Source organism: Pseudomonas sp. NPDC088368 (genome assembly GCF_044753445.1).
Classification (GTDB): Bacteria; Pseudomonadota; Gammaproteobacteria; order Pseudomonadales; family Pseudomonadaceae; genus Aquipseudomonas; species Aquipseudomonas bambusae.
In genome coordinates this window covers 1-22266 of sequence record NZ_JBIVNG010000007.1, presented here as the reverse complement: position 1 = coordinate 22266, position 22266 = coordinate 1, and the positions used below count along the sequence as shown (strand labels likewise).

The following is a 22266-nucleotide window of genomic DNA, read 5'->3' as shown; positions in this document are numbered from 1 at the left end:
TGGTCATACTCCGTAACAGGACATCCCCCGCGTGCCCGACGCCATTTTGCGCCTCGCCCTGCCCTCCCCCTTGCGTCGCCTGTTCGACTACCGCGCCCCCGCCGGGATTGCGCGCAGTGCGCTGCAGCCGGGCATGCGGTTGCGGGTGCCGTTCGGGCGTCGGGAAATGATCGGCATCCTGGTGGAGATCACCGATCACAGCGATGTGCCCGAGGACAAACTAAAGCCCGCGATTGCGCTGCTCGACCACGAAGCGCCGCTGCCACCCGCCCTGTTCAAGCTGTGTCTGTGGACGGCCCAGTATTATCAGCACAGCCTCGGAGACACGTTGAGCTGGGCGTTGCCGGTCTTGCTGCGTCAAGGCGAGCCCGCTGAGGCCCGGCAGGAGCGTTTCTGGCAGATCGCAACCGGCGCCAGCATCGACGACCCGCGCATCGCCCGCGCGCCGAAACAGAAAGAAGCGTTGCAAACCCTGGCCCAGCACCCCCACGGCGTCGCCCATCAACTGCTGAGCAAGCTGATGCTCAACCGCGACAGCCTCAATCTGTTGCTGGCCAAGGAGTTGGTGACGGTGGAAGTACGCGGCCATGCCCCGGTGGCGCGGCATGAGCATTGGCTGGCGCAACCGGAACTGCCGCTGAACACCGAACAGCGTGCCGCGTACGAAGCCATTCGCTCCGGATTCGGCAGTTTTCATGCGTCTTTGCTCGCAGGCGTGACCGGCAGCGGCAAGACCGAGGTTTACCTGCAACTGATCCGCGAGACGCTGGAGGCAGGCAAACAGGCGCTGGTGCTGATTCCGGAAATCAACCTCGGGCCGCAGACCCTCGCTCGTTTCGAGCAGCGTTTCAACGCGCGGATCGCGTTGCTGCATTCGGCGGTCAACGACCGGGACCGTCTGGATGCCTGGCTCGCCGCCCGCGATGGCGAAGCGGACATCATCATCGGCACGCGCTCGGCGCTGTTCACGCCCATGAAGAACCCCGGCCTGATCATCATCGACGAAGAACACGACGGCTCTTATAAGCAGCAAGAAGGCCTGCGTTATCACGCGCGGGACCTGGCACTGGTCCGCGCCCGCCAGGAAGACATCCCGATCGTGCTCGGCTCGGCCACGCCTTCGCTGGAAAGCCTGCACAACGCCTACACCGGCCGGTACGCCCTCCTACGTCTGAACCAACGCGCAGGCGGCGCGCAACAGCCACGTTTCCTGCGCCTGGACGTGAAAAGCCGTCCGCTGGACAGCGGCATTTCCGGCCCGATGCAGCAAGCCATCGGACAGACGCTGGCCGCCGGACAACAGGTGCTGGTGTTCCTCAATCGCCGAGGGTTCGCGCCGACGTTGCTGTGTCACGACTGCGGCTGGTTGTCGGAATGCACCCGCTGCGATGCGCGCATGACCGTTCATCAGCGTTCTGGCGAGTTGCGCTGCCACCACTGCGGCCACGTGGAGCGGGTGCCTCGCAATTGCCCGGCCTGTGGCAAGGTCGATCTGCGCCCCGTCGGCGCTGGGACGGAGCGCGCCGAAGAGCGCTTGGCAATTCTGTTTCCGGACTATCCGGTGCTGCGAGTGGATCGCGACAGCACTTCGCGCAAGGACGCGATGAATCAGCTGTTTGCCACAATCCAGAAGGGCCACCCGTGCATTCTTGTCGGCACGCAGATGCTCGCCAAAGGTCACCACTTTCCCCGCGTGACGCTGGTGTCGATTCTGGACGCCGACGGCGGGCTGTTTTCCGGCGACTTCCGCGCCAGCGAACGCATGGCCCAGTTGATCGTGCAGGTCGCGGGCCGCGCGGGGCGCGCCGAAGAGCCGGGCAAAGTGATCATTCAGACGCACCTGGCCGACCATCCGCTGCTGATCCAGCTCACCGAGCAGGGGTATTTCGCCTTTGCAGAGCAGGCGCTGAGCGAGCGTCGCGCAGCGGGCCTGCCCCCGTTTTCGCATTTGGCGCTGTTGCGCGCTGAAGCCCATAAACCGGGACAGGCTGAGGGATTTTTAGACGAAGCCTGTACGGAAGCGGAACAGCTGTTGAAGGAAATGTCGCTGGGCGGGATTGAACTGTTAGGCCCGGTTCCGGCTCCGATGGAACGCCGCGCGGGGCGATACAGGGCGCAATTGTTGCTGCAAGCCAACGCCAGGGCGCCACTGCACAAGCTGCTGGCAACGTGGCTGCTCGCGCTAGAGAGCATGCCGAGCGGGCGGGCGGTCAGGTGGTCGCTGGATGTGGACCCGGTGGATCTTTATTGAGCTCATGCGGACTCCTGGCGCGCATCGACTTTTGTGGGAGCGAATTCATTCGCGAAAAAGCGTACAGCCGATAGAGATGTGTCGTCTGGACCCGCCATTCGCGAATGAATTCGCTCCCACAGTTGGGAACCCGGCAACAGATGACAATTCACAACCGCACATCCAACCCGGTTGGCAAGGTGGCTCCAGCAACGGATAATGCCCAGTTTTTCCACCCGCGCATCGAAGCGCTGCCGCGCTTGCGGTCGAAAGAGAGCCTCATGAAAGACACCATTCGCCAGCTGATCCAACAAGCTCTGAGCCAACTCGTCACCGAAGGCGTCTTGCCGGAATGGCTGACGCCGGCGATTCAGGTGGAAAACGCCAAGGACAAGAAAAACGGCGACTTCGCCAGCAACATCGCCATGATGTTGGCCAAGCCTGCGGGCCTTAAGCCCCGTGACCTGGCCGAGAAGATCGTCGCCGCGCTGCCCGCCGACGAGCAGATCACCAAAGTCGACATCGCAGGTCCTGGCTTCCTCAATTTCTTCCAGAACACTCAGGCCCTCGCTTCGCGTCTCGACGAAGCCCTGGCCGATGCCACGCTCTCGGTGCGCAAGAACGGTCCCGCCCAACGCGTGGTGGTTGACCTGTCCGCGCCGAACCTCGCCAAAGAAATGCACGTCGGCCACCTGCGTTCCACTATCATCGGCGACGGCGTGGCCAGCGTGCTGGAATTCCTCGGCGACACCGTCATTCGTCAGAACCACGTTGGCGACTGGGGCACCCAGTTCGGCATGCTGCTGGCCTATCTGCAGGAAACCCCGGCGACCAGCGACGAGCTGTCGGACCTGGAAAACTTCTACCGCGCCGCCAAGGGCCGTTTCGACGAGTCCGAAGAGTTTGCCGAGCGCGCCCGTGGTCTGGTGGTCAAGCTGCAAGCAGGCGACCCTGAGTGCCTGACGCTGTGGACCCGTTTCAAAGACATCTCCCTGTCCCACTGCCAGGAAGTGTACGAGCGCCTGAACGTCAAACTGACGCCGAAAGACGTCATGGGCGAAAGCGCCTACAACGACGACCTCGCCAACGTCGTCGCCGACCTGAAGAAAGCCGGCCTGCTGGTCGAGAGCAACGGCGCACAATGCGTGTTCCTCGAAGAATTCAAGACTGCCGAAGGCACGCCACTGCCGGTGATCGTGCAAAAGGCCGGTGGCGGTTATCTCTATGCGACCACTGACCTCGCGGCCGTGCGCTATCGCAGCAACGTATTGAAAGCCGATCGCGCGCTGTATTTCGTCGATCAGCGTCAGGCCCTGCACTTCCAGCAAGTGTTCGAAGTGGCGCGCCGCGCCGGTTTCGTCACCAACGGCATGCAGATGGAACACATGGGCTTCGGCACCATGAACGGCGCCGATGGCCGCCCGTTCAAGACCCGCGATGGCGGCACCGTGAAACTGGTCGACCTGCTCGATGAGGCCGAAGAGCGCGCCTACGTACTGGTAAAAGAAAAGAACCCGGAAGTCGCCGAGGACGAATTGCGCACCATCGCCAAGGCCGTGGGCATCAGCGCGGTGAAATACGCCGACCTGTCCAAGCACCGCGCCAGCGATTACAGCTTCAACTTCGATCAGATGCTCAGCTTCGAAGGCAACACTGCGCCGTACCTGCTGTACGCCTACACCCGTGTGGTGGGCGTGTTCCGCAAGCTGGGCGAGGCGTTCGACGCGAGCAAGGGCCAGATCATCCTCGAAGCGCCGCAGGAGCAGGACCTGGCCGCACGTCTGGCTCAGTTCGGTGAGACCGTGAACAACGTCGCCGAAAAAGGCACGCCGCACGTGTTGTGCGCCTATCTGTACGATCTGGCCGGTCTGTTCTCCAGCTTCTACGAGAACTGCCCAATCCTGAACGCAGAAAACCCCGAGCAACAGCAAAGCCGTCTGCGCCTTGCGCACCTGACCGGTCGCACCCTCAAGCAAGGCCTGCAACTGCTGGGTCTGGAAACTCTGGAGCGTATGTAACTTGGCAGTCAAAAAGAAACCAGCTCCCAAGCGCGGTGCCAGCCGGTACGAGGCCCCCGCAAAGAAGCCGATTCCGGGATGGGTGTGGCTGGCGGTCGGCCTGTCCGTCGGTGCATTCATCGTCTTTCTGATGAAGCTGGAGCCTGGCAGCGGCGACGACATCAAGCGGAACAAGGCCGAAGCCAAGGCTGCGAAGATCGCTGAAGCGAACAAGACGCCGCCGAGCCCTACCGCGCCGGTGAAGCCGAAATACGATTTCTACACGCTGCTGCCGGAATCGGAAGTCATCGTGCCGAACGAAGCCGTGCCGGAGAAAACGCCGCCGTCCGTGGCTGCGCCGACCACGCCGGTCACTCCAGAGGTGGCCGCGAAAATCGACACCGCACGTGCCCAGGCAGCCCTTAGCGGCCTGACACCACCACCAGCGCCCCCGGTCGCGAAACCGGCGCCAGTGACGACGTTTTTCCTGCAGGCGGGCTCGTTCCGCAAGCAAACGGACGCTGACAAGGTCCGCGCCCAGATCATTCTGTTGGGCCAGGCTGCGACAGTTGAATCCGGAACGGTGAAGGACGAGACGTGGTATCGCGTATTGGTCGGCCCGTTCAGCAACCGCGAACAACTGACCACCGCACAGAAACAACTGGCAGGTGGTGGATTCAGTAATCTTTTGTTGCAACAACGTCAGGCCCGCTGACTCGGTAAATGATCGTTCCCATGCTCTGCGTGGGAATGCATCTCCACGCTCTGCGTCAACGCAGACGCAGAGCGTCACAGGCGGCATTACCACGCGGAGCGTGGGAACGATCAAGGCGCGGTCTAGGCTTTTGACTCTGCCGAAGGCGTGGGAGTTGGCGTGCCTACGATCTGCTGCGCAGCAGTAGCAAAACCTGACATCCTCGATCCCCCTGATCCACCGCATGCGCCGGATTTGCTGCCGCTGCGCGCCAGATCGTCAGCAAGCTGGACTCCTACGCCTTCGGCAGAAGCGAGACGTTTGCCAGGCGCCTACGTATTCGGCAGCAGCAGGCTGGTGTCAGGCGCCTCTGGCAGAAGCAGACCGAGACCGGCGCCACCATTCATCCCCCGCAGTTGAAATACCCGCCCCCACCCCCATATGAGTTTCCATCAGGGCATTTTCGCCCCCTAGCGTGGAGACTCTCCCCTTGACCACCATCGTTTCAGTGCGCCGCCAAGGCAAAGTCGTCATGGCCGGTGACGGCCAGGTTTCCCTGGGCAATACCGTCATGAAAGGTAACGCCAAGAAGGTCCGCCGCCTCTACCACGGCCAGGTGATCGCCGGTTTCGCGGGCGCCACCGCTGACGCCTTCACCCTGTTCGAACGTTTCGAAGCCCAGCTGGAAAAACACCAGGGGCACCTCGTGCGCGCCGCCGTCGAGCTGGCAAAGGACTGGCGGACCGACCGTTCCCTCAGCCGTCTGGAAGCCATGCTGGCCGTCGCCAACAAAGACGCTTCCCTTATCATCACCGGCAACGGTGACGTCGTCGAGCCTGAAGATGGTCTGATCGCCATGGGCTCCGGCGGTGCGTTCGCCCAGGCCGCTGCCCGCGCCCTGCTGCTGAAAACCGAATTGTCGGCGCGAGAAATCGCCGAGACCGCGCTGCACATCGCGGGCGACATCTGCGTGTTCACCAACCACAACATCACCATTGAGGAGCAGGACCTCGCCGAATAAGCCCGACAGGCGCCGCAATTCATCGCGGCTGCCGGACTCATTCGCTCAAGAGGACCGTTGAAAACCATGTCCATGACTCCCCGTGAAATCGTCCACGAACTCAATCGCCATATCATCGGCCAGGACGATGCCAAGCGCGCCGTCGCCATCGCGCTGCGCAACCGCTGGCGCCGGATGCAGCTCCCTGAAGAGCTGCGCGTTGAAGTCACCCCGAAAAACATTCTGATGATCGGCCCGACCGGCGTCGGCAAAACCGAAATCGCCCGCCGTCTGGCCAAGCTGGCCAATGCGCCGTTCATCAAGGTCGAAGCCACCAAGTTCACCGAAGTCGGCTACGTGGGCCGTGACGTCGAGTCGATCATTCGTGATCTGGCCGACGCCGCCATGAAGCTGCTGCGCGAACAGGAAATGACCAAGGTCCGTCATCGCGCCGAAGACGCCGCCGAAGACCGCATCCTCGATGCCCTGCTGCCACCTGCACGCGTTGGCTTCAATGAAGACGCAGCGGGCGGCACCGATTCCAACACCCGCCAGCTGTTCCGCAAACGCCTGCGTGAAGGCCAGTTGGACGACAAGGAAATCGAGATCGAAGTCGCGGAAATGGGCGGCGTCGATATCTCCGCGCCTCCGGGCATGGAAGAGATGACCAACCAACTGCAAAGCCTGTTTGCCAACATGGGCAAGGGCAAGAAGAAGAGCCGCAAACTGAAGGTCAAGGACGCGCTGAAGATGGTCCGCGACGAGGAAGCGAGCCGTCTGGTCAACGACGAAGAGCTGAAAGGCAAGGCGCTGGAAGCGGTCGAGCAGCACGGCATCGTGTTCATCGACGAAATCGACAAGGTCGCCAAGCGCGGCAATGTCGGTGGCGCGGACGTCTCCCGTGAAGGCGTGCAGCGCGACCTGCTGCCGCTGATCGAAGGCTGCACGGTCAACACCAAACTGGGCATGGTCAAGACCGACCACATCCTGTTCATCGCATCCGGTGCGTTCCACCTGAGCAAGCCGAGCGATCTGGTGCCTGAGCTGCAAGGCCGTCTGCCGATTCGCGTCGAGCTGAAAGCCCTGAGCCCACAGGATTTCGAACGCATCCTGAGCGAGCCACACGCGTCGCTGACCGAGCAATACCGCGAGCTGCTGAAGACAGAAGGCCTGAACATCGAGTTCTTGCCGGAAGGCATCAAGCGCCTGGCCGAGATCGCTTGGCAAGTGAACGAGAAGACCGAAAACATCGGTGCCCGTCGTCTGCACACCCTGCTGGAACGTCTGCTGGAAGAAGTGTCTTTCAGTGCAGGTGACCTGGCGGGCGCGCAAGATGGCGGCACGATCCAGATCGACGCGGCGTACGTCAACAGCCACTTGGGCGAGTTGGCGGAAGACGAAGATCTGTCGCGTTACATCCTCTAAAGCAGCCGCAAGCTGTAAGCTTCAAGCCACAAGTGAAAAGCAGCGCTGCGCACATCTGCTTTCACTTGGGGTCTGCGGCTCCCAGCAATCTGCTGTTACTTGAAGCTTATCGCTTACAGCTTGAGACTGTTTTTATGTCCAGAATTCCGTCTGCCATCCAGCTTCACAAAGCCTCGAAAATCCTCACGCTGAAATACGGCCCTGGTGAGGAATATCACCTGCCCGCCGAGTTCCTGCGGGTGCACTCGCCGTCCGCTGAGGTGCAGGGGCATGGCAAGCCGATTCTACAATTCGGCAAGCTGGGCGTCGGTTTGACGAAAGTGGAACCGGCCGGTCAGTACGCACTGAAATTGACCTTCGATGATGGTCATGACAGCGGTCTGTTCACGTGGGAATACCTCGAACAACTGGCACAACGTCAGCAAGCCCTGTGGGACGATTACCTGGCTGAACTGAAAGCTGCAGGCAAATCCCGCGACCCTTCCGAGCAAGTCGTCCGACTGATGCTCTGAGCTGCCGCTCTAGTCCGCGCTTTCATGACCGACGGGCGTTTTAGGACGCGCTTTCTAATTTCATCTGCTTCAATGCTCCGCGCAGCGGTCAATGACTGGCCCTGCTTGCGATTTTTATAAATCTCGCGTAACCAATGATTCTGGCAAGCCATCTGCATCGGAGTTTTAGCAGAAGCCTGTCGGTGTGAACCGCAGCAGTCGCATGCAGCGCCAGCGAAAAATACGGCGCCGTGCAGGGGCATTCACACCCGTTGTGTTAATCATCGGTCACCCGAGAGCAGTGCTGGCGTTTGCCCGTGGCGTGTTTTCACAGGGATGCCAGCGCTCGTCTCAGGACAATGGAGCGTCGTAGATGAGTAACAAGAGTAATGATGATCTGCCGCGTCAAGCCTCTGAACACACCCTGGGGTTGAACCCCGTCGTCGGCTTGCGGCGCAAGGATTTGCTCACCACGGCACGCATGGTCTTGACCCAGGCCATCAAGCAACCGATCCACAGCGCCAAGCACGTGGCCCATTTCGGGCTGGAACTGAAAAACGTACTGCTCGGCAAATCCAGCCTGGTGCCCGACAGCGACGACCGTCGTTTCGCCGACCCGGCCTGGAGCCAGAACCCGCTCTATCGTCGCTACCTGCAAACCTACCTTGCCTGGCGCAAGGAGTTGCACGACTGGATCGACGACAGCAGCCTTTCGCAACAAGACATCAGCCGCGGCCACTTCGTGATCAACCTCATGACCGAAGCCATGTCGCCCACCAACGGCGCGGCCAACCCGGCGGCGGTCAAACGCTTCTTTGAGACGGGCGGCAAGAGCGTCCTCGATGGCCTCTCGCACCTGGCGAAAGATCTGGTGAACAACGGCGGCATGCCGAGCCAGGTCAACATGGACGCCTTCGAGGTCGGCAAAAACCTCGGCACCACCGAAGGCGCCGTGGTGTTTCGCAACGACCTGCTGGAGCTGATTCAGTACAAGCCGATCACCGAGCAGGTCCACGAACGCCCTCTGTTGGTGGTGCCCCCGCAGATCAACAAATTCTACGTTTTCGATCTCAGCCAGGACAAAAGCCTGGCGCGCTTCTGCCTGCGCAACAACGTGCAGACGTTCATCATCAGTTGGCGTAACCCGACCAAGGCCCAGCGTGAATGGGGCCTGTCCACCTACATCGACGCTGTGAAGGAAGCGGTGGACGTGGTCTGCAGGATCACCGGCAGCAAGGACGTGAACATGCTGGGCGCCTGCTCCGGCGGGATCACCTGCACTGCCTTGCTCGGCCACTATGCGGCGCTGGGCGAGCAGAAGGTCAACGCGCTGACGCTGCTGGTGAGCGTGCTCGACACCACCCTCGACACGCAGGTCGCGCTGTTCGTGGATGAGCAGACGCTGGAATCGGCCAAGCGCCATTCGTATCAGGCCGGCGTGCTGGAAGGCAAGGACATGGCCAAGGTCTTCGCCTGGATGCGCCCCAACGATTTGATCTGGAATTACTGGGTCAACAACTACCTGCTGGGCAATGAGCCGCCAGTGTTCGACATTCTGTTCTGGAACAACGACACCACACGCCTGCCCGCCGCCTTTCACGGCGACCTGATCGAGATGTTCAAGAACAATCCTCTGATTCGTCCAAACGCGCTGGAGGTCTGCGGTACGCCGATTGATCTGAAACAGGTCAAAAGTGACATCTTCTGTCTCGCAGGCACCAACGACCACATTACGCCGTGGGTGTCGTGCTACAAGTCGGCTCGACTGTTCGGCGGCAAGACCGAGTTCGTGCTGTCCAACAGCGGACATATCCAGAGCATTCTGAACCCGCCGGGCAACCCAAAGGCGCGCTACATGACCAACCCGGACCTGCCCGAAGAAGCCACCCGTTGGCAGGAAGACGCCAGCAAACACACTGACTCGTGGTGGCTGCACTGGCAGGCGTGGCAAGCCGAACGCTCCGGCAAACTGAAAAAATCTCCCGCTACATTGGGCAACAAGGCGTATCCCGCGGGCGAAGCGTCTCCGGGCACGTATGTGCATGAAAGGTAAATACGCGGACGTCCCTGCCGATGACGTTTGAGAAGGCTCAGCGCGGTTAAAGGGCGCCAATAACTGTGGGAGCGAATTCATTCGCGAATCGATGGCTCAACCGACGCACTTGCATTGGATGTAGCACCCCTTCGCGAACGAATTCGCTCCCACAGGACTGGTCTCACCTGCGACCTCACCGCGCAAGACAGCATTACCGGCGTTTAACCAACAGGGCTTCGCGCATGCCGCAACCGTTCGTATTTCGCACCATCGATCTGGATGGGCACAACATCCGCACCGCGGTGCGCCCCGGCAAGAGCCATCTCACGCCGCTGCTGATTTTCAACGGCATCGGCGCCAACCTGGAGTTGGTGTTTCCGTTCGTCGATGCGCTGGACCCCGACCTCGAAGTCATCGCCTTCGACGTGCCTGGTGTTGGCGGTTCATCGACGCCAAACCGTCCCTATCGCTTTCCCGGTCTGGCAAAACTCGCGGCACGGATGCTGGATTATCTGGACTACGGACAGGTCAACGCGATTGGCGTTTCGTGGGGCGGCGCGCTGGCCCAGCAGTTCGCCCACGACTATCCCGAGCGCTGCAAAAAACTCGTGCTCGCGGCCACAGCGGCGGGCGCGGTGATGGTGCCAGGCAAACCGAAAGTGCTGTGGATGATGGCCAGCCCGCGTCGTTACATTCAGCCGTCGCACGTGATCCGCATCGCGCCGGACATCTATGGCGGGGCGTTTCGTCGCGATCCGAACCTGGCCGCAAACCACGCCGCGAAAGTCCGTTCATCCGGAAAGCTCGGCTATTACTGGCAGCTGTTCGCGGGCATGGGCTGGACCAGCATTCATTGGCTGCACAAGATCCAGCAGCCGACACTGGTGCTGGCAGGGGATGACGACCCGCTGATTCCGCTGATCAATATGCGACTGCTGGCCTGGCGCATCCCCAATGCCCAGCTACACATAATCGACGATGGTCACTTGTTTTTGATCACCCGGGCCGAAGCCGTGGCCCCCATCATCATGAAGTTTCTGCAACAGGAGCGGCAGCGCGCCGTCATGCATCCACAACCTGCACCGACCGTGCGATAACCCAAGGAATAAGGGGCGCATTCGTGCCCCACATCAAAGAGAAATCGCTTCAATGACTGCGTTATCGGCGGGATTGCCAGACGTGGAACAGTGCACTGCTCAGGGGAGGTCGAGCGGTGCGCCGCTGTATTTGCTGATGGCCAGACGAAGGAGTGTTGATCCATGCGAGACAAACCGGCGAAGAATAGCTATCCGACGCCAGCGACCTACATCAACGCGCAAAGCGCGATCACCGGCCTGCGCGGTCGGGATCTGCTATCGACCTTGCGCAGCGTGGCCTTGCAAGGTCTCAAGCACCCGGTTTACACGGCGCGCCATGCGATTGCCCTCGGCGGTCAGTTGGGGCGTGTGATGTTGGGCGATACGCCTCACCAGCCACACCCGAATGACGCCCGCTTTAACGATCCGACCTGGACGCACAATCCGCTGTACCGTCGCGGCTTGCAGGCGTATCTGAGTTGGCAGCATCAGGTGCGCGACTGGATCGACCACAGCGACCTGCCCGAAGACGACCGTTCTCGCGCGCAATTCATTTTTTCCCTGCTCAACGATGCACTGGCGCCGACCAACACCCTGCTCAATCCGTTGGCCCTGAAGGAACTGTTCAACTCCGGCGGCACCAGCGTGGTGAAGGGCCTGAGCCACATGCTCGACGACTTCATGCACAACAACGGCCTGCCGAGCCAGACCACCAAGGACGCGTTCGAGATCGGTCGCACCCTGGCCGTCACTCCCGGCGCCGTGGTGTTTCGCAACGAACTGCTGGAGCTGATCCAGTATTCGCCGATGAGCGAAAAGCAATACGCCCGACCGCTGCTGATCGTGCCGCCACAGATCAACAAGTTCTACATTTTCGACCTGAGCCCCACCAACAGCTTCGTGCAGTACGCCCTGAAAAATGGCCTACAGACCTTCATCATCAGTTGGCGCAACCCGGACGTTCGGCATAGGGAATGGGGACTTTCCAGTTACGTGCAGGCCGCCGAGGAAGCGATGAACGTGTGCCGTGCGATCACCGGCGCGCGGGAGGTCAACTTGATGGGCGCCTGCGCGGGCGGTCTGACCATCGCGGCGCTGCAGGGCCATTTGCAGGCCAAGCGGCAACTGAGGCGGGTGTCGAGCGCGAGTTACCTGGTGAGTTTGCTCGACAGCGAAATCGAAAGCCCAGCGACGTTGTTCATTGACGAACAAACCCTCGAAGCCGCCAAGCGCCGCTCCTATCAGCGTGGCGTGCTCGACGGTCGCGAGATGGCCAAGGTCTTTGCGTGGATGCGCCCCAATGACCTGATCTGGACGTACTGGGTGAATAACTACCTGCTGGGTAAGGCACCGCCGCCGTTCGACATCCTTTACTGGAACAACGACAGCACGCGTCTCCCCGCCGCGCTGCACGGCGATCTGCTGGACTTCTTCAAGCACAACCCGCTGACTCATCCGGGTGGGCTTGAGGTATGCGGCACGCCAATCGATCTGCAGAAAGTGACGGTGGACAGTTTCAGCGTCGCGGGCATCAACGACCACATCACGCCGTGGGACGTGGTCTACCGCTCGACCTTGCTGCTCGGCGGCAATCGGCGCTTCCTGCTGTCGAACAGCGGCCACGTGCAGAGCATCCTCAATCCGCCCGGCAACCCCAAGGCGAACTTCGTCGAGAACGGCAAGCTCAGCAGTGATCCCCGGGCCTGGTATTACGACGCCCACCGCACGGACGGCAGTTGGTGGCCGAGTTGGCTGAGCTGGATTCAAGAGCGCTCGGGCGCCCAGCGCGAAACGCTGATGGCGCTGGGTAACCAGAATTACCCGCCGATGGAGGCGGCGCCCGGAACGTATGTCCGCGTCAGGTAGCCAACGGAACACAACAACCCGTGGGAGCGAGTTCATTCGCGAAAAACCGTACAGCCGATGTAGAGGCGTCGGATGTACCGCCGCCTCGCGAACGAACTCGCTCCCACGGAAAATCAACGGCGCAGCCAATACCGCGACCTGTTTTGAAGACCGAACCAAGAAGACCGGATGAAGACCCGCGACCGCATACTCGAATGCGCCCTGCTGCTGTTCAATCAGCAAGGCGAGCCCAACGTTTCAACCCTGGAAATCGCCAACGAACTGGAGATCAGCCCCGGCAACCTCTACTACCACTTTCACGGCAAGGAGCCGTTGGTGATGGAGTTGTTCGAGCGCTTCCAGTCCGAGCTCGCGCCGCTGCTCGACCCACCTGCCGATGCGCGCCTGGACGCCGAGGATTACTGGCTGTTTTTGCACCTGATCGTCGAGCGTTTGTCCCATTACCGTTTTCTGTTCCAGGACCTGTCGAACCTCGCCAGCCGCCTGCCGAAGCTCGCACGGGGCATTCGTAATCTGCTCAACGCGATCAAACGCACCCTCGCCTCGCTGCTTGCGCGTTTGAAGGCCGAAGGGCAAGTTACCAGCGACACGCAAGCGCTGGGACAGTTGGTGGAACAGATCACGATGACGCTGCTGTTCTCGCTGGATTACCAACGCATCCTCGACCGGGAGGGTGAAACTCGGGTGGTGGTGTACCAGATCATGATGCTCGTCGCGCCGCACCTGAAACCGGGTGCGCGGCATGCGGCAGAGCGGTTGGCTTTGCATTATCTGGAGGATTGAGTTCCCGGCATTTGCTTCTGGCAGCGTATCGAAACTTCACCATGGTCGGCTTTTGATTCTGGCCGAAGGCCGTGGGAGTTGGCTTGCCTACGATCTGGTGCGCAGCACCAGCAAAACCGGCTAACCCGTAGTACCTGACACAGTCGAGGTATCAGGTTTTACTGCCGGTACCCGGCACATCGCAGGCAAGCCAGCTCCCCCGGCCTCTGGCCAGAAGCGCGAATCGCGGTGTGAGCGGATTCGACCAAGCGCAAATCTGGCGTGAAAACAAAAAGCCCGACCTGCTCTCACAGGTCGGGCTTCGGTCCAATCAGCCGTGAATCAGGACTGGCTGGAAGGTGTCGACGCAGCGGAGTTGGTCGACGACGCAGCGGCGGGCGCGGACGGTGCCGGGGTGGCAGGCGCGGCGCTGGTGGTTGCAGCAGGAGTGGACGCTGCGGCCGGTTTGGCGGCTGCGGCGGGCTTCGGTGCTGCGGGTTTCTTGGCAGCGGCTGGCTTTTTCGCAGCGGCGGGTTTGGCCGCTGCAGGCTTGGCTGCCGGTTTTGCCGCAGCAGGCTTGGCCGCTGCTTTCGGGGCGGGTTTGGCCGCCGGTTTCGCAGCAACGGTTTTCGCCTTGGCGGCGGTGGACGCAGCGGCTTTCGACGCGGCGGCTACCGGCTTGGCGGCGGCCTTGGCCGCTGTTTTTGCAACGGCAGGTTTGGCCGCTGCAGTTTTGCTGGCGGCAGCGCTTGCGGCTTTGGCGACCGGTTTAGCCGCAGCTTTCGCCAATGGCTTGGCAGCGGGTTTGGCGGCGGTTTTCGTGGCGGGTTTCGCCGCTGCCGTTTTCGACGCCGAAGGCACCGAGGCGCCCGTCAGTTTTTCGATTTGCTTGGTCAGCAGATCAACTTTGCTGTGCAAGGCTTTGACTTCGTTGCGGCTCGGTACGCCCAAGCGGGAGATCGCGCTGTTCAGACGCTTGTCGAAAGCCCCCTCCAGTTCGCCCCATTTGCCCAGCGCCAGGTCCTTCACGTCACCGACGCGGGACTTGGTCGAAGCCTTGGCCGTGTCGACGGTTTTACCGACGGTGGCCTTGGTTTCTTTCTCGGCTTTTTCGCCGTCTTTCACCAGCGTTTCGAAAAGCTTACTGCCGTCATTGCTGATCTTCGAGTAAGCGCCTAAACCAGCCAGCCAGATTTGGCGGGAGTATTTCTCCACCTCACCAATCCAGGAGCTGCCTTCTTTTTCGGTTTTCTTTTTGCCAGCCATCCCGCTCTCCTTATTGTTTACGCGCGACACGTTCAAGCAATGCCGTCAGCTCATCGAGCTTAGCAGACAGTGTCTCAACATCATGTTTAGACGGAATGCCGATGCGATTCAAGGCGCCGGCCACACGGCGGTCGAAGGCGCTCTCGATTTTGTCGAGTTGCACTTCCACACGGCCTTTGGCTTTGGTGATTTCGCCGGTAACGTCGTCTTTCGCCGAATCGATTTCGCTGTTGGCGGCTTCGATTTTTTCGTCGATGACTTTCTTGGCTTTCTTTTCGGTCTGCTCGCCGGTCTTGATCAGCTCTTTGACGTACTCGGCGCCTTCCTGCCCGGCCTTCACGTAGGCACCTAGGCCTGCGAGCCATATTTTGCGGGCGTAGAGACGAACCTCTGAGAACGTTTTCGCTTCTTCGGCTTCGATTTTTTTCTTCAGAATCACTTTGGCCATGGTGCACCTCACGCTCGAAAGGGATAGGAGGAACCGCCCCGCAGACGGGGGCATGGGCACAAAGTAGAGAGAAAAATTAGAAAGCTCACCCTAGGTTGAAGGTGGCTGCATGAGGTTCTTCGCCTGGCGCTGATCCCTGTAGGAGCCTGCTTGCTGGCGAAAGCGGTGTTTCAGTCGAAACCAATTCGTCCGACCCACCGCTTTCGCCAGCAAGCCGGCTCCTACAAAGTGGCGTGCCGCGTTACGCCGTCAGCGCTTTATCCAATTGACGCTCGACCTCGGACTGGATCGTGCTGCTCATCGCCGAGAGGAAGAAATTCAGCTCGATGTTGACCCGCACCCGCGCGTCTTCCACCTCAACGGTGCCTTTGGCGCCCTTGCCTTCCAGCGACACGGTGTCGCCGTTCCAGCTGTGCTCGATGCCATATTTGTCGCCCAGCTTCTCGGCCAGCAGCTCAGCTTTCTCGCGAGCCTTGTCCTTGCCCAGTGCATGCGGGCGTTCCACGGTAATACGGGCCATCGGCGGGCTCCTTCATCGGCGTAAATCGTCGGGCCACTATACCAGCGGCGTTCGGCGAAGAAACTGTTGCCGGTGAGCCTTGTCAAGACAAAGCCAGCCCCGACGATTAGAATGGCGGCACTTTATTCCGGTGACAGCGATATGAACGATCCGCGCAAAGGCAGCGATGCCGAACCCACCACCCACTTCGGTTACAAAACCGTCGCTGAAAGCCAGAAGGCCGAGAAAGTCGCCGAGGTTTTCCACTCCGTGGCGGTCAAGTACGACCTGATGAACGACGTGCTGTCCGGCGGCATGCACCGCCTCTGGAAGCGGTTCACCATCGAGCTGTCCGGTGTGCGCACCGGCAACCGCGTGCTGGACATCGCAGGCGGCACAGGCGACCTGGCCAAGAAATTTTCCCACTTGGTCGGCCCCACCGGCGAAGTGGTGCTGGCCGACATCAACGCGTCGATGCTGAAAGTCGGTCGCGACCGCCTGCTCGATCGCGGCGTGGCCGGCAACATCAAGTTCGTCCAGGCCGACGCTGAAAAGCTGCCGTTCCCGGACAACCATTTCGACTGCGTGACCATCGCCTTCGGCCTGCGCAACGTCACGCACAAGGAAGACGCTATCCGCTCCATGCTGCGCGTCCTCAAACCGGGTGGCCGCCTGCTGGTGCTGGAATTTTCCAAGCCGACCAACAAAGTCATGTCCAAGGTCTACGACGCCTATTCGTTCGCGTTCATGCCGTTGGCGGGCAAGCTGATCACTAATGATTCGGAAAGCTATCGTTACCTGGCCGAATCGATCCGCATGCACCCGGATCAGGAAACCCTGAAGTCAATGATGGTGGAGGCCGGTTTCGATCGCGTGACCTACCACAACATGACGTCCGGTATCGTCGCTCTGCACCGTGGTATCAAGCCCTGATGCTGATCAGCGGCTTGCTCGCCAGTGCCGAGCACGGCATCAACCGTGTGCTGCAAATGGACAGCACCGCCCTGCCACGCCTTGAGCGCCTGAGCGGAAAGGTGATCGCGGTCGAGTGCACAAGCCCGGCGTTTCACCTGCACATTCTGCCCAGCGACGAAGGCCTGATGTTGGCCTCGCGCTGGGAAGCAGGCGCTGACGTGACCCTGCGCGCCCCGGCTGCCAGCCTCATGCGCCTTGCGCTGAGCAAGGACAAGAACGCCGTACTGCACAGCCCGGAGGTGGAGCTGGATGGCGAAAGCGCCGTGCTGCTGGAGTTGGTGGGCGTGTTGCAGGACCTGGAGCTCGACTGGGAATACGAGCTGCAACGCTGGCTCGGCCCAGTCGCCACGCCGCTGATGGGTGGCCACCTGCGCAACAGCGCACGCTGGACCCGCGAGAGCATGGCGAGCCTGAGCCACAACCTGGCCGAATACCTGGCCGAAGAATCCCGCACCCTGGTCGGCAAACGCGAGGCTGAAGCCCGCTTCGCCGAACTGGATCAGACCCAACAAGACCTGGAACGCCTCGAAGCCCGCTTCGAGCGTCTGGCCCACTCCCTCAAATCCAGCGATAACGCATGAGCCTGCTTGCCGTCCGCCGCCTGTTTCGCATCCAGCGTGTCGTAATCCGTTACCGCCTCGATGATCTTTTGTTCGCCCTGCCACTGCCGTGGTGGCTGCTCGCCGTGCGCTTCGTGCTGCCGTGGCGCTGGATTCCACGACGCAAAAGCGAGCTGACCCGAGGTGCGCGCCTGCGCTTGGCGTTGCAGGACCTGGGGCCGATCTTCATCAAGTTCGGCCAGTTGCTTTCGACCCGCCGTGACCTGCTGCCCGAAGACATCGCCGACGAGCTGATGATGCTGCAAGACCGCGTGCCGCCGTTCGAATCCGAGAAGGCGATTGCCCTGATCGAGTCGCAGTTGGGCGCGAAAATCAACGACGTGTTCAGTCGTTTCGATGTTGCGCCGTTGGCGTCTGCGTCTGTCGCGCAGGTCCACGCCGCCCGTCTCAAGACCGGTGAAGAAGTCGTCGTGAAAGTCGTGCGTCCGGGCCTCAAACCGGTCATCGGCTCGGACCTGGCGTGGTTATTCATCCTCGCCAAGATCGCCGAGCGTTTGTCTGCCGACGCCCGCTTGCTGCACCCGGTGGACGTGGTCGCCGACTACGAGAAGACCATCTACGACGAACTCGACCTGTTGCGCGAAGCGGCGAACTCCAGCCAGCTGCGGCGCAACTTCGAAGGCTCGACGATGCTGTACGTGCCTCAGGTCTACTGGGACTGGTGCCGCCCGAAAGTGCTGGTCATGGAGCGGATTTACGGCGTTCAGGTGACCGATCTGGCGACGCTCGCCGATCAGCGCACCGACATGAAGAAACTCGCCGAGCGCGGTGTGGAGCTGTTTTTCACCCAAGTGTTCCGCGACAGCTTCTTTCACGCCGACATGCACCCCGGCAACATTTTTGTCAGCACGGTTTCGCCGTGGGACCCGCAATACATCGCCATCGACTGTGGCATCGTCGGCAGCCTGACGCCGGAAGACCAGGATTATCTGGCGCGCAACCTGTTTGCATTCTTCAAGCGGGATTATCGTCGTGTCGCGCAGCTGCACATCGATTCCGGCTGGGTGCCCGCTGAGACCAAGCTCAACGAGTTTGAAGCCGCGATTCGTACCGTGTGCGAGCCGATCTTCGAGAAACCGCTCAAGGACATTTCCTTCGGTCAGGTGCTGATGCGCCTGTTCCAGACCGCGCGGCGCTTCAACATGGAAGTGCAGCCGCAACTGGTGCTGTTGCAGAAAACCCTGCTCAACATCGAAGGCCTGGGCCGTCAGCTGTACCCGGAACTGGACTTGTGGAGCACCGCGCAGCCGTTTCTGGAGCGCTGGATGCGCGAGCGCGTCAGCCCTAAAACGCTGATCGGCAACCTGCAATCCCAGGTCGAACAGATTCCGCATCTGGCGAACATGACCCGCGACCTGCTGGAGCGTCTGTCGCAACCGCACACTTCCGATCCCGCGCCTCCGTACTCGCGCAAGGGCGACCACTGGGCGTTGCGCATGATCGGCGCAGCATTGCTGGGCGGTGGCGTGGTGCTGGCGACGGCCCATACTCAATCAGGCGACGAACTGATCGCGCTGAGTGCCTGGCCTGCGCTGCTGATGCTGGTCGCCGGGCTCTATCTGGTCGTGCGCCGATAGCCATCGGGGCGAGCCGCTGGCACACTAACCCACCCACCCATCGGCCGGAGCCGACGATGAAAGACTGGCTGGACGAGATTAAATGGGACAGTGACGGTTTGGTGCCAGCGATTGCGCAGGACCACAAGACCGGGCGCGTCCTGATGATGGCCTGGATGAACCGCGAAGCGCTGAGCCTGACGGCCACCGAAAACCGCGCCATCTATTGGTCGCGCTCCCGTGGAAAATTGTGGCGCAAAGGCGAAGAATCGGGCCATGTGCAGAAATTGCACGAACTGCGTCTGGACTGCGACGCCGATGTCATCATTCTGATGGTCGAGCAGATCGGCGGGATCGCCTGCCACACCGGCCGCGAAAGCTGTTTCTACCGGGTTTTTGACGGTGCAGGCGACGATGCAGGCTGGAAGACCGTGGACCCGGTCCTCAAAGACCCGCACGCCATTTATCACGCAGGACACTGAACATGACCGATACCCTGTCTCGCCTTGCCCAAGTGCTCGAAGAGCGCAAAGGTGCGGCTGCCGACTCCTCCTACGTCGCCAGTCTCTATCACAAGGGGCTGAACAAGATTCTGGAGAAGGTCGGCGAAGAGTCGGTCGAAACCATCATCGCTGCCAAGGACGCCGCCGTCAGCGGGGACTGCAGCGATGTCATCTACGAAACGGCAGACTTGTGGTTTCATAGCCTGGTGATGCTCGCAGCGCTGGGCCAGCACCCGCAAGCCGTACTCGATGAACTGGATCGCCGTTTCGGCCTGTCCGGACACGTCGAAAAAGCTGCTCGTTCGACGGATTAAACACGGGCCTGCGAGCCCTGAAATCATTGTGAGGAACGCGTCATGGGCATTTTTGACTGGAAACACTGGATCGTCATTCTTGTGGTCGTCGTATTGGTCTTCGGCACCAAGAAACTGAAAAACCTGGGCACTGACGTTGGCGAGTCGATCAAAGGCTTCCGCAAGGCCATGAACGACGAAGAAAAACCGACCGAGCAACCGCCTGTTCAGCCACAACCAACCGCGCAGCCTGTTCCACCGACTCAGCCGCCGTATCAGCCGCACACCATCGACGGCACTGCGCAGAAAGTCGAAGAGCCCATCCGCAAAGACTAGGTCGTGACGCATGTTTGGTATCAGCTTCTCTGAACTGCTGCTGGTCGGCCTCGTTGCCCTGCTGGTATTGGGCCCCGAGCGTTTGCCAGGGGCAGCGCGGACGGCCGGGCTTTGGATCGGGCGTCTGAAACGCAGCTTCAACGCGATCAAACAGGAAGTTGAGCGCGAAATTGGCGCCGATGAAATTCGTCGTCAATTGCACAACGAGCACATTCTTTCGCTGGAAGAAGAAGCGCGCAAAATCATGCAACCGCAGCAAGCGGCGGCGCCCGTCGTGCCGACAGCGGTTCAGCCGGTCAGCGAGCCCGCAGCGCCGATCATGGGTGCCGCACCCACGCCACCGAGCGCCGACATTGGCCCGGCAGCGCCTGCTGAAAGCGCGTCGGTCACGCCGCCCGCTGCGCAGCCCGAGCCTGTTCCGCCTGTCGCGACACCTGCGCCCGCTCCGGTGGCCACCACGCCCACGGCCGTGCCGGGCGCGCCTTCCGCCAACGATTCGACACAGCCCCCACGAGCCCCATGAGCGAAATCCCGGAAAACGACCAGCAAATGCCGCTGGTCTCGCACCTCACTGAGCTGCGCTCGCGCCTGTTGCGTTGCGTGCTGGCGATCTTCGTGATCTTCGGTGCGCTGTTCTACTTCACGCAGAAGATCTACACCTTTGTCTCGGCGCCACTGCGCAAGTTCTTGCCCGAAGGCGCGACGATGATCGCCACTGATGTGGCCTCGCCGTTTCTGACACCGTTCAAGCTGACGATGATGGTGGCGCTGTTCCTGGCAATGCCGGTCATCCTGTACCAGATCTGGGGCTTCATCGCGCCGGGCCTGTACAAACACGAAAAACGCGTGGCGGTGCCGCTGCTGATTTCCAGCATCATTCTGTTCTACGCCGGGATGGCCTTCGCCTACTTCCTGGTGTTCCCGCTGATCTTCCACTTCTTCGCCAGCGTGACTCCGGAAGGGGTGTCGATGATGACGGACATCTCCAGCTATCTGGATTTCGTCATGACGCTGTTCCTGGCGTTCGGCGTGGCGTTTGAGATCCCGGTCGCGGTCGTGTTGCTGGTGTGGATCGGCATCGTTGACGTGAAGTACCTGAAGAAGATTCGCCCCTATGTGGTGATCGGGTGCTTTGTGGTCGGCATGATCCTGACCCCGCCGGACATTTTCTCGCAGACGCTGCTGGCCGTGCCTATGTGGCTGCTGTTTGAAATCGGCGTGTTGTGCAGCTCGATGGTTACCAAACGCGGCGACCACGAAGACGACGAGAAGGCCGAAGACGAGCAAGACCAGCCGCCAGCGACCCAGCCGTGAACCTGCTGCTTCTGGAAGAGGCCGACTTCATCTCGGCTGATCGGGTGGTGTTGCGCGATCGGCGCCTCACACACATGCAAGAGGTGCATCGTTCGGAGGTCGGCGACAGTCTGCGCGTTGGACGCGTGGGCGGCTTGCTCGGCAGCGCGCAGTTACTGCGTCTCGAACCCCGCGAGGCGGAACTGTCTGTCAGTTTCGACCGTGAGCCTCCCGCCAAACTGCCGCTGACCCTGGTGCTCGCCCTGCCCCGCCCCAAAATGCTGCGCCGGGTATTTCAGACCGTCGCTACCATGGGTGTGCCCAAGGTCATCCTGGTCAACAGTTACCGCGTCGAGAAAAGCTTCTGGCAGACGCCGTTTCTGGAGCCTGGGGCGATTCGTGAGCAACTGATCCTGGGCCTGGAACAGGCGCGGGACAGCGTGTTGCCGGAAATCGTCATCGAGAAACGCTTCAAGCCGTTCGTCGAAGACCGGCTGCCTGCCATCGTTGAGGGGACGCTTGGGTTGGTTGGGCATCCCGGCGATTACCCGGCCTGCCCGCGTGCGGTCAATGAGCCGGTCACTTTGGCCATCGGCCCGGAAGGCGGCTGGATTCCCTACGAAGTCGACCTGCTGCGCGAATCCGGCCTGAACCCCGTGCAGCTCGGCGACCGCATCCTGCGGGTCGAAACCGCCGTGACTGCCCTCCTCGCCAGACTGTTCTAACGATCAAGAGCATCGCGTCTTCAAAACCACACGACCCTATGCACCTGACACACCGCATGCACGGTGTTTACTGCCGGCTTCCGGCAGATCGCAGGCAAGCCAGCTTGTATGGTAAGACTCGAAGGGGTGGGTGGGACCAAAAGCCAGCTTCTGACTGTTAGCAGCAGTACAGACCG

General features: G+C 61.1%; 22 protein-coding genes. 19 read left to right on the top strand and 3 right to left on the bottom strand.

The window, feature by feature from the left end; genetic code table 11:
• The first annotated feature begins 31 nt into the window (after positions 1 to 31).
• From ACIQAL_RS16360 to ACIQAL_RS16315, 10 genes are all read left to right on the top strand, one after another.
• On the top strand, positions 32 to 2251 hold the full coding sequence (locus ACIQAL_RS16360; protein ID WP_401147203.1) for a primosomal protein N': 2220 nt from the start codon (positions 32 to 34) through the stop codon (positions 2249 to 2251).
• Between the two features lie 260 nt (positions 2252 to 2511).
• Positions 2512 to 4248 (top strand): arginine--tRNA ligase, encoded by a 1737-nt coding sequence (argS, locus tag ACIQAL_RS16355; protein ID WP_401147200.1) that lies wholly within the window; start codon positions 2512 to 2514, stop codon positions 4246 to 4248.
• Position 4249: 1 nt separating this feature from the next.
• Positions 4250 to 4942 carry an SPOR domain-containing protein gene (locus ACIQAL_RS16350; RefSeq protein ID WP_341960486.1) on the top strand — a complete coding sequence of 231 codons (693 nt, stop codon included), beginning with the start codon at positions 4250 to 4252 and terminating at the stop codon, positions 4940 to 4942.
• Between the two features lie 469 nt (positions 4943 to 5411).
• The gene (gene hslV / locus ACIQAL_RS16345) at positions 5412 to 5942 is read left to right on the top strand and encodes an ATP-dependent protease subunit HslV (protein WP_037016051.1); all 531 of its coding nucleotides are present in this window, start codon (positions 5412 to 5414) and stop codon (positions 5940 to 5942) included.
• Positions 5943 to 6008: 66 nt separating this feature from the next.
• On the top strand, positions 6009 to 7346 hold the full coding sequence (gene hslU, locus ACIQAL_RS16340; RefSeq protein ID WP_341960489.1) for an ATP-dependent protease ATPase subunit HslU: 1338 nt from the start codon (positions 6009 to 6011) through the stop codon (positions 7344 to 7346).
• Positions 7347 to 7480: 134 nt separating this feature from the next.
• Positions 7481 to 7858 (top strand): gamma-butyrobetaine hydroxylase-like domain-containing protein, encoded by a 378-nt coding sequence (locus ACIQAL_RS16335; protein ID WP_401147198.1) that lies wholly within the window; start codon positions 7481 to 7483, stop codon positions 7856 to 7858.
• Positions 7859 to 8210: 352 nt separating this feature from the next.
• Complete coding sequence (gene phaC / locus ACIQAL_RS16330; RefSeq protein ID WP_401147195.1) at positions 8211 to 9890, top strand: class II poly(R)-hydroxyalkanoic acid synthase; 1680 nt, start codon at positions 8211 to 8213, stop codon at positions 9888 to 9890.
• Between the two features lie 224 nt (positions 9891 to 10114).
• Positions 10115 to 10969, top strand: coding sequence for a poly(3-hydroxyalkanoate) depolymerase (gene phaZ / locus ACIQAL_RS16325; RefSeq protein WP_166598161.1), 855 nt, complete (start codon positions 10115 to 10117; stop codon positions 10967 to 10969).
• A 162-nt stretch (positions 10970 to 11131) separates the two neighbouring features.
• A complete protein-coding gene (gene phaC / locus ACIQAL_RS16320) occupies positions 11132 to 12814 on the top strand; it encodes a class II poly(R)-hydroxyalkanoic acid synthase (protein ID WP_401147193.1) in 1683 nt (560 codons plus the stop codon).
• A 168-nt stretch (positions 12815 to 12982) separates the two neighbouring features.
• Positions 12983 to 13597 carry a TetR/AcrR family transcriptional regulator gene (locus ACIQAL_RS16315; RefSeq protein ID WP_401147190.1) on the top strand — a complete coding sequence of 205 codons (615 nt, stop codon included), beginning with the start codon at positions 12983 to 12985 and terminating at the stop codon, positions 13595 to 13597.
• 321 nt (positions 13598 to 13918) lie between these two features.
• On the opposite strand, the gene ACIQAL_RS16310 is transcribed toward ACIQAL_RS16315, so the two are convergent.
• The 3 genes from ACIQAL_RS16310 to ACIQAL_RS16300 all read right to left on the bottom strand — a co-directional run bounded on the left by ACIQAL_RS16310 (position 13919) and on the right by ACIQAL_RS16300 (position 15810).
• Positions 13919 to 14842, bottom strand: a complete 924-nt coding sequence (locus tag ACIQAL_RS16310; RefSeq protein WP_401147188.1) for a phasin family protein — start codon at positions 14840 to 14842, stop codon at positions 13919 to 13921.
• Between the two features lie 10 nt (positions 14843 to 14852).
• The gene (locus ACIQAL_RS16305; protein ID WP_401147186.1) at positions 14853 to 15290 is read right to left on the bottom strand and encodes a phasin family protein; all 438 of its coding nucleotides are present in this window, start codon (positions 15288 to 15290) and stop codon (positions 14853 to 14855) included.
• 241 nt (positions 15291 to 15531) lie between these two features.
• Positions 15532 to 15810, bottom strand: coding sequence for a polyhydroxyalkanoic acid system family protein (locus ACIQAL_RS16300; RefSeq protein ID WP_401147183.1), 279 nt, complete (start codon positions 15808 to 15810; stop codon positions 15532 to 15534).
• 141 nt (positions 15811 to 15951) lie between these two features.
• On the opposite strand from ACIQAL_RS16300, the gene ubiE reads away from it, so the two are divergent.
• The 9 genes from ubiE to ACIQAL_RS16255 are packed head-to-tail and all read left to right on the top strand — an operon-like array spanning position 15952 to position 22090.
• Positions 15952 to 16722, top strand: coding sequence for a bifunctional demethylmenaquinone methyltransferase/2-methoxy-6-polyprenyl-1,4-benzoquinol methylase UbiE (gene ubiE, locus ACIQAL_RS16295; RefSeq protein ID WP_401147181.1), 771 nt, complete (start codon positions 15952 to 15954; stop codon positions 16720 to 16722).
• Positions 16722 to 17345, top strand: a complete 624-nt coding sequence (locus ACIQAL_RS16290; RefSeq protein ID WP_401147178.1) for an SCP2 domain-containing protein — start codon at positions 16722 to 16724, stop codon at positions 17343 to 17345. Before ubiE ends, ACIQAL_RS16290 begins: the two co-directional genes overlap by 1 nt.
• Positions 17342 to 18961: a ubiquinone biosynthesis regulatory protein kinase UbiB gene (gene ubiB, locus ACIQAL_RS16285; protein WP_401147176.1), complete on the top strand. Its 1620-nt coding sequence runs from the start codon at positions 17342 to 17344 to the stop codon at positions 18959 to 18961. The genes ACIQAL_RS16290 and ubiB overlap by 4 nt, the downstream gene beginning before the upstream one ends.
• A gap of 56 nt (positions 18962 to 19017) precedes the next feature.
• Positions 19018 to 19422, top strand: a complete 405-nt coding sequence (gene hisI / locus ACIQAL_RS16280; RefSeq protein WP_401147175.1) for a phosphoribosyl-AMP cyclohydrolase — start codon at positions 19018 to 19020, stop codon at positions 19420 to 19422.
• Between the two features lie 2 nt (positions 19423 to 19424).
• Positions 19425 to 19757 (top strand): phosphoribosyl-ATP diphosphatase, encoded by a 333-nt coding sequence (locus ACIQAL_RS16275; protein WP_166598151.1) that lies wholly within the window; start codon positions 19425 to 19427, stop codon positions 19755 to 19757.
• A gap of 42 nt (positions 19758 to 19799) precedes the next feature.
• Complete coding sequence (locus ACIQAL_RS16270; RefSeq protein WP_166598150.1) at positions 19800 to 20072, top strand: twin-arginine translocase TatA/TatE family subunit; 273 nt, start codon at positions 19800 to 19802, stop codon at positions 20070 to 20072.
• Positions 20073 to 20082: 10 nt separating this feature from the next.
• A complete protein-coding gene (gene tatB / locus ACIQAL_RS16265) occupies positions 20083 to 20595 on the top strand; it encodes a Sec-independent protein translocase protein TatB (RefSeq protein WP_401147172.1) in 513 nt (170 codons plus the stop codon).
• Positions 20592 to 21386, top strand: a complete 795-nt coding sequence (tatC, locus tag ACIQAL_RS16260; RefSeq protein WP_166598148.1) for a twin-arginine translocase subunit TatC — start codon at positions 20592 to 20594, stop codon at positions 21384 to 21386. The genes tatB and tatC overlap by 4 nt, the downstream gene beginning before the upstream one ends.
• Positions 21383 to 22090, top strand: coding sequence for a 16S rRNA (uracil(1498)-N(3))-methyltransferase (locus tag ACIQAL_RS16255; protein ID WP_401147169.1), 708 nt, complete (start codon positions 21383 to 21385; stop codon positions 22088 to 22090). The genes tatC and ACIQAL_RS16255 overlap by 4 nt, the downstream gene beginning before the upstream one ends.
• Positions 22091 to 22266 lie beyond the last annotated feature (176 nt).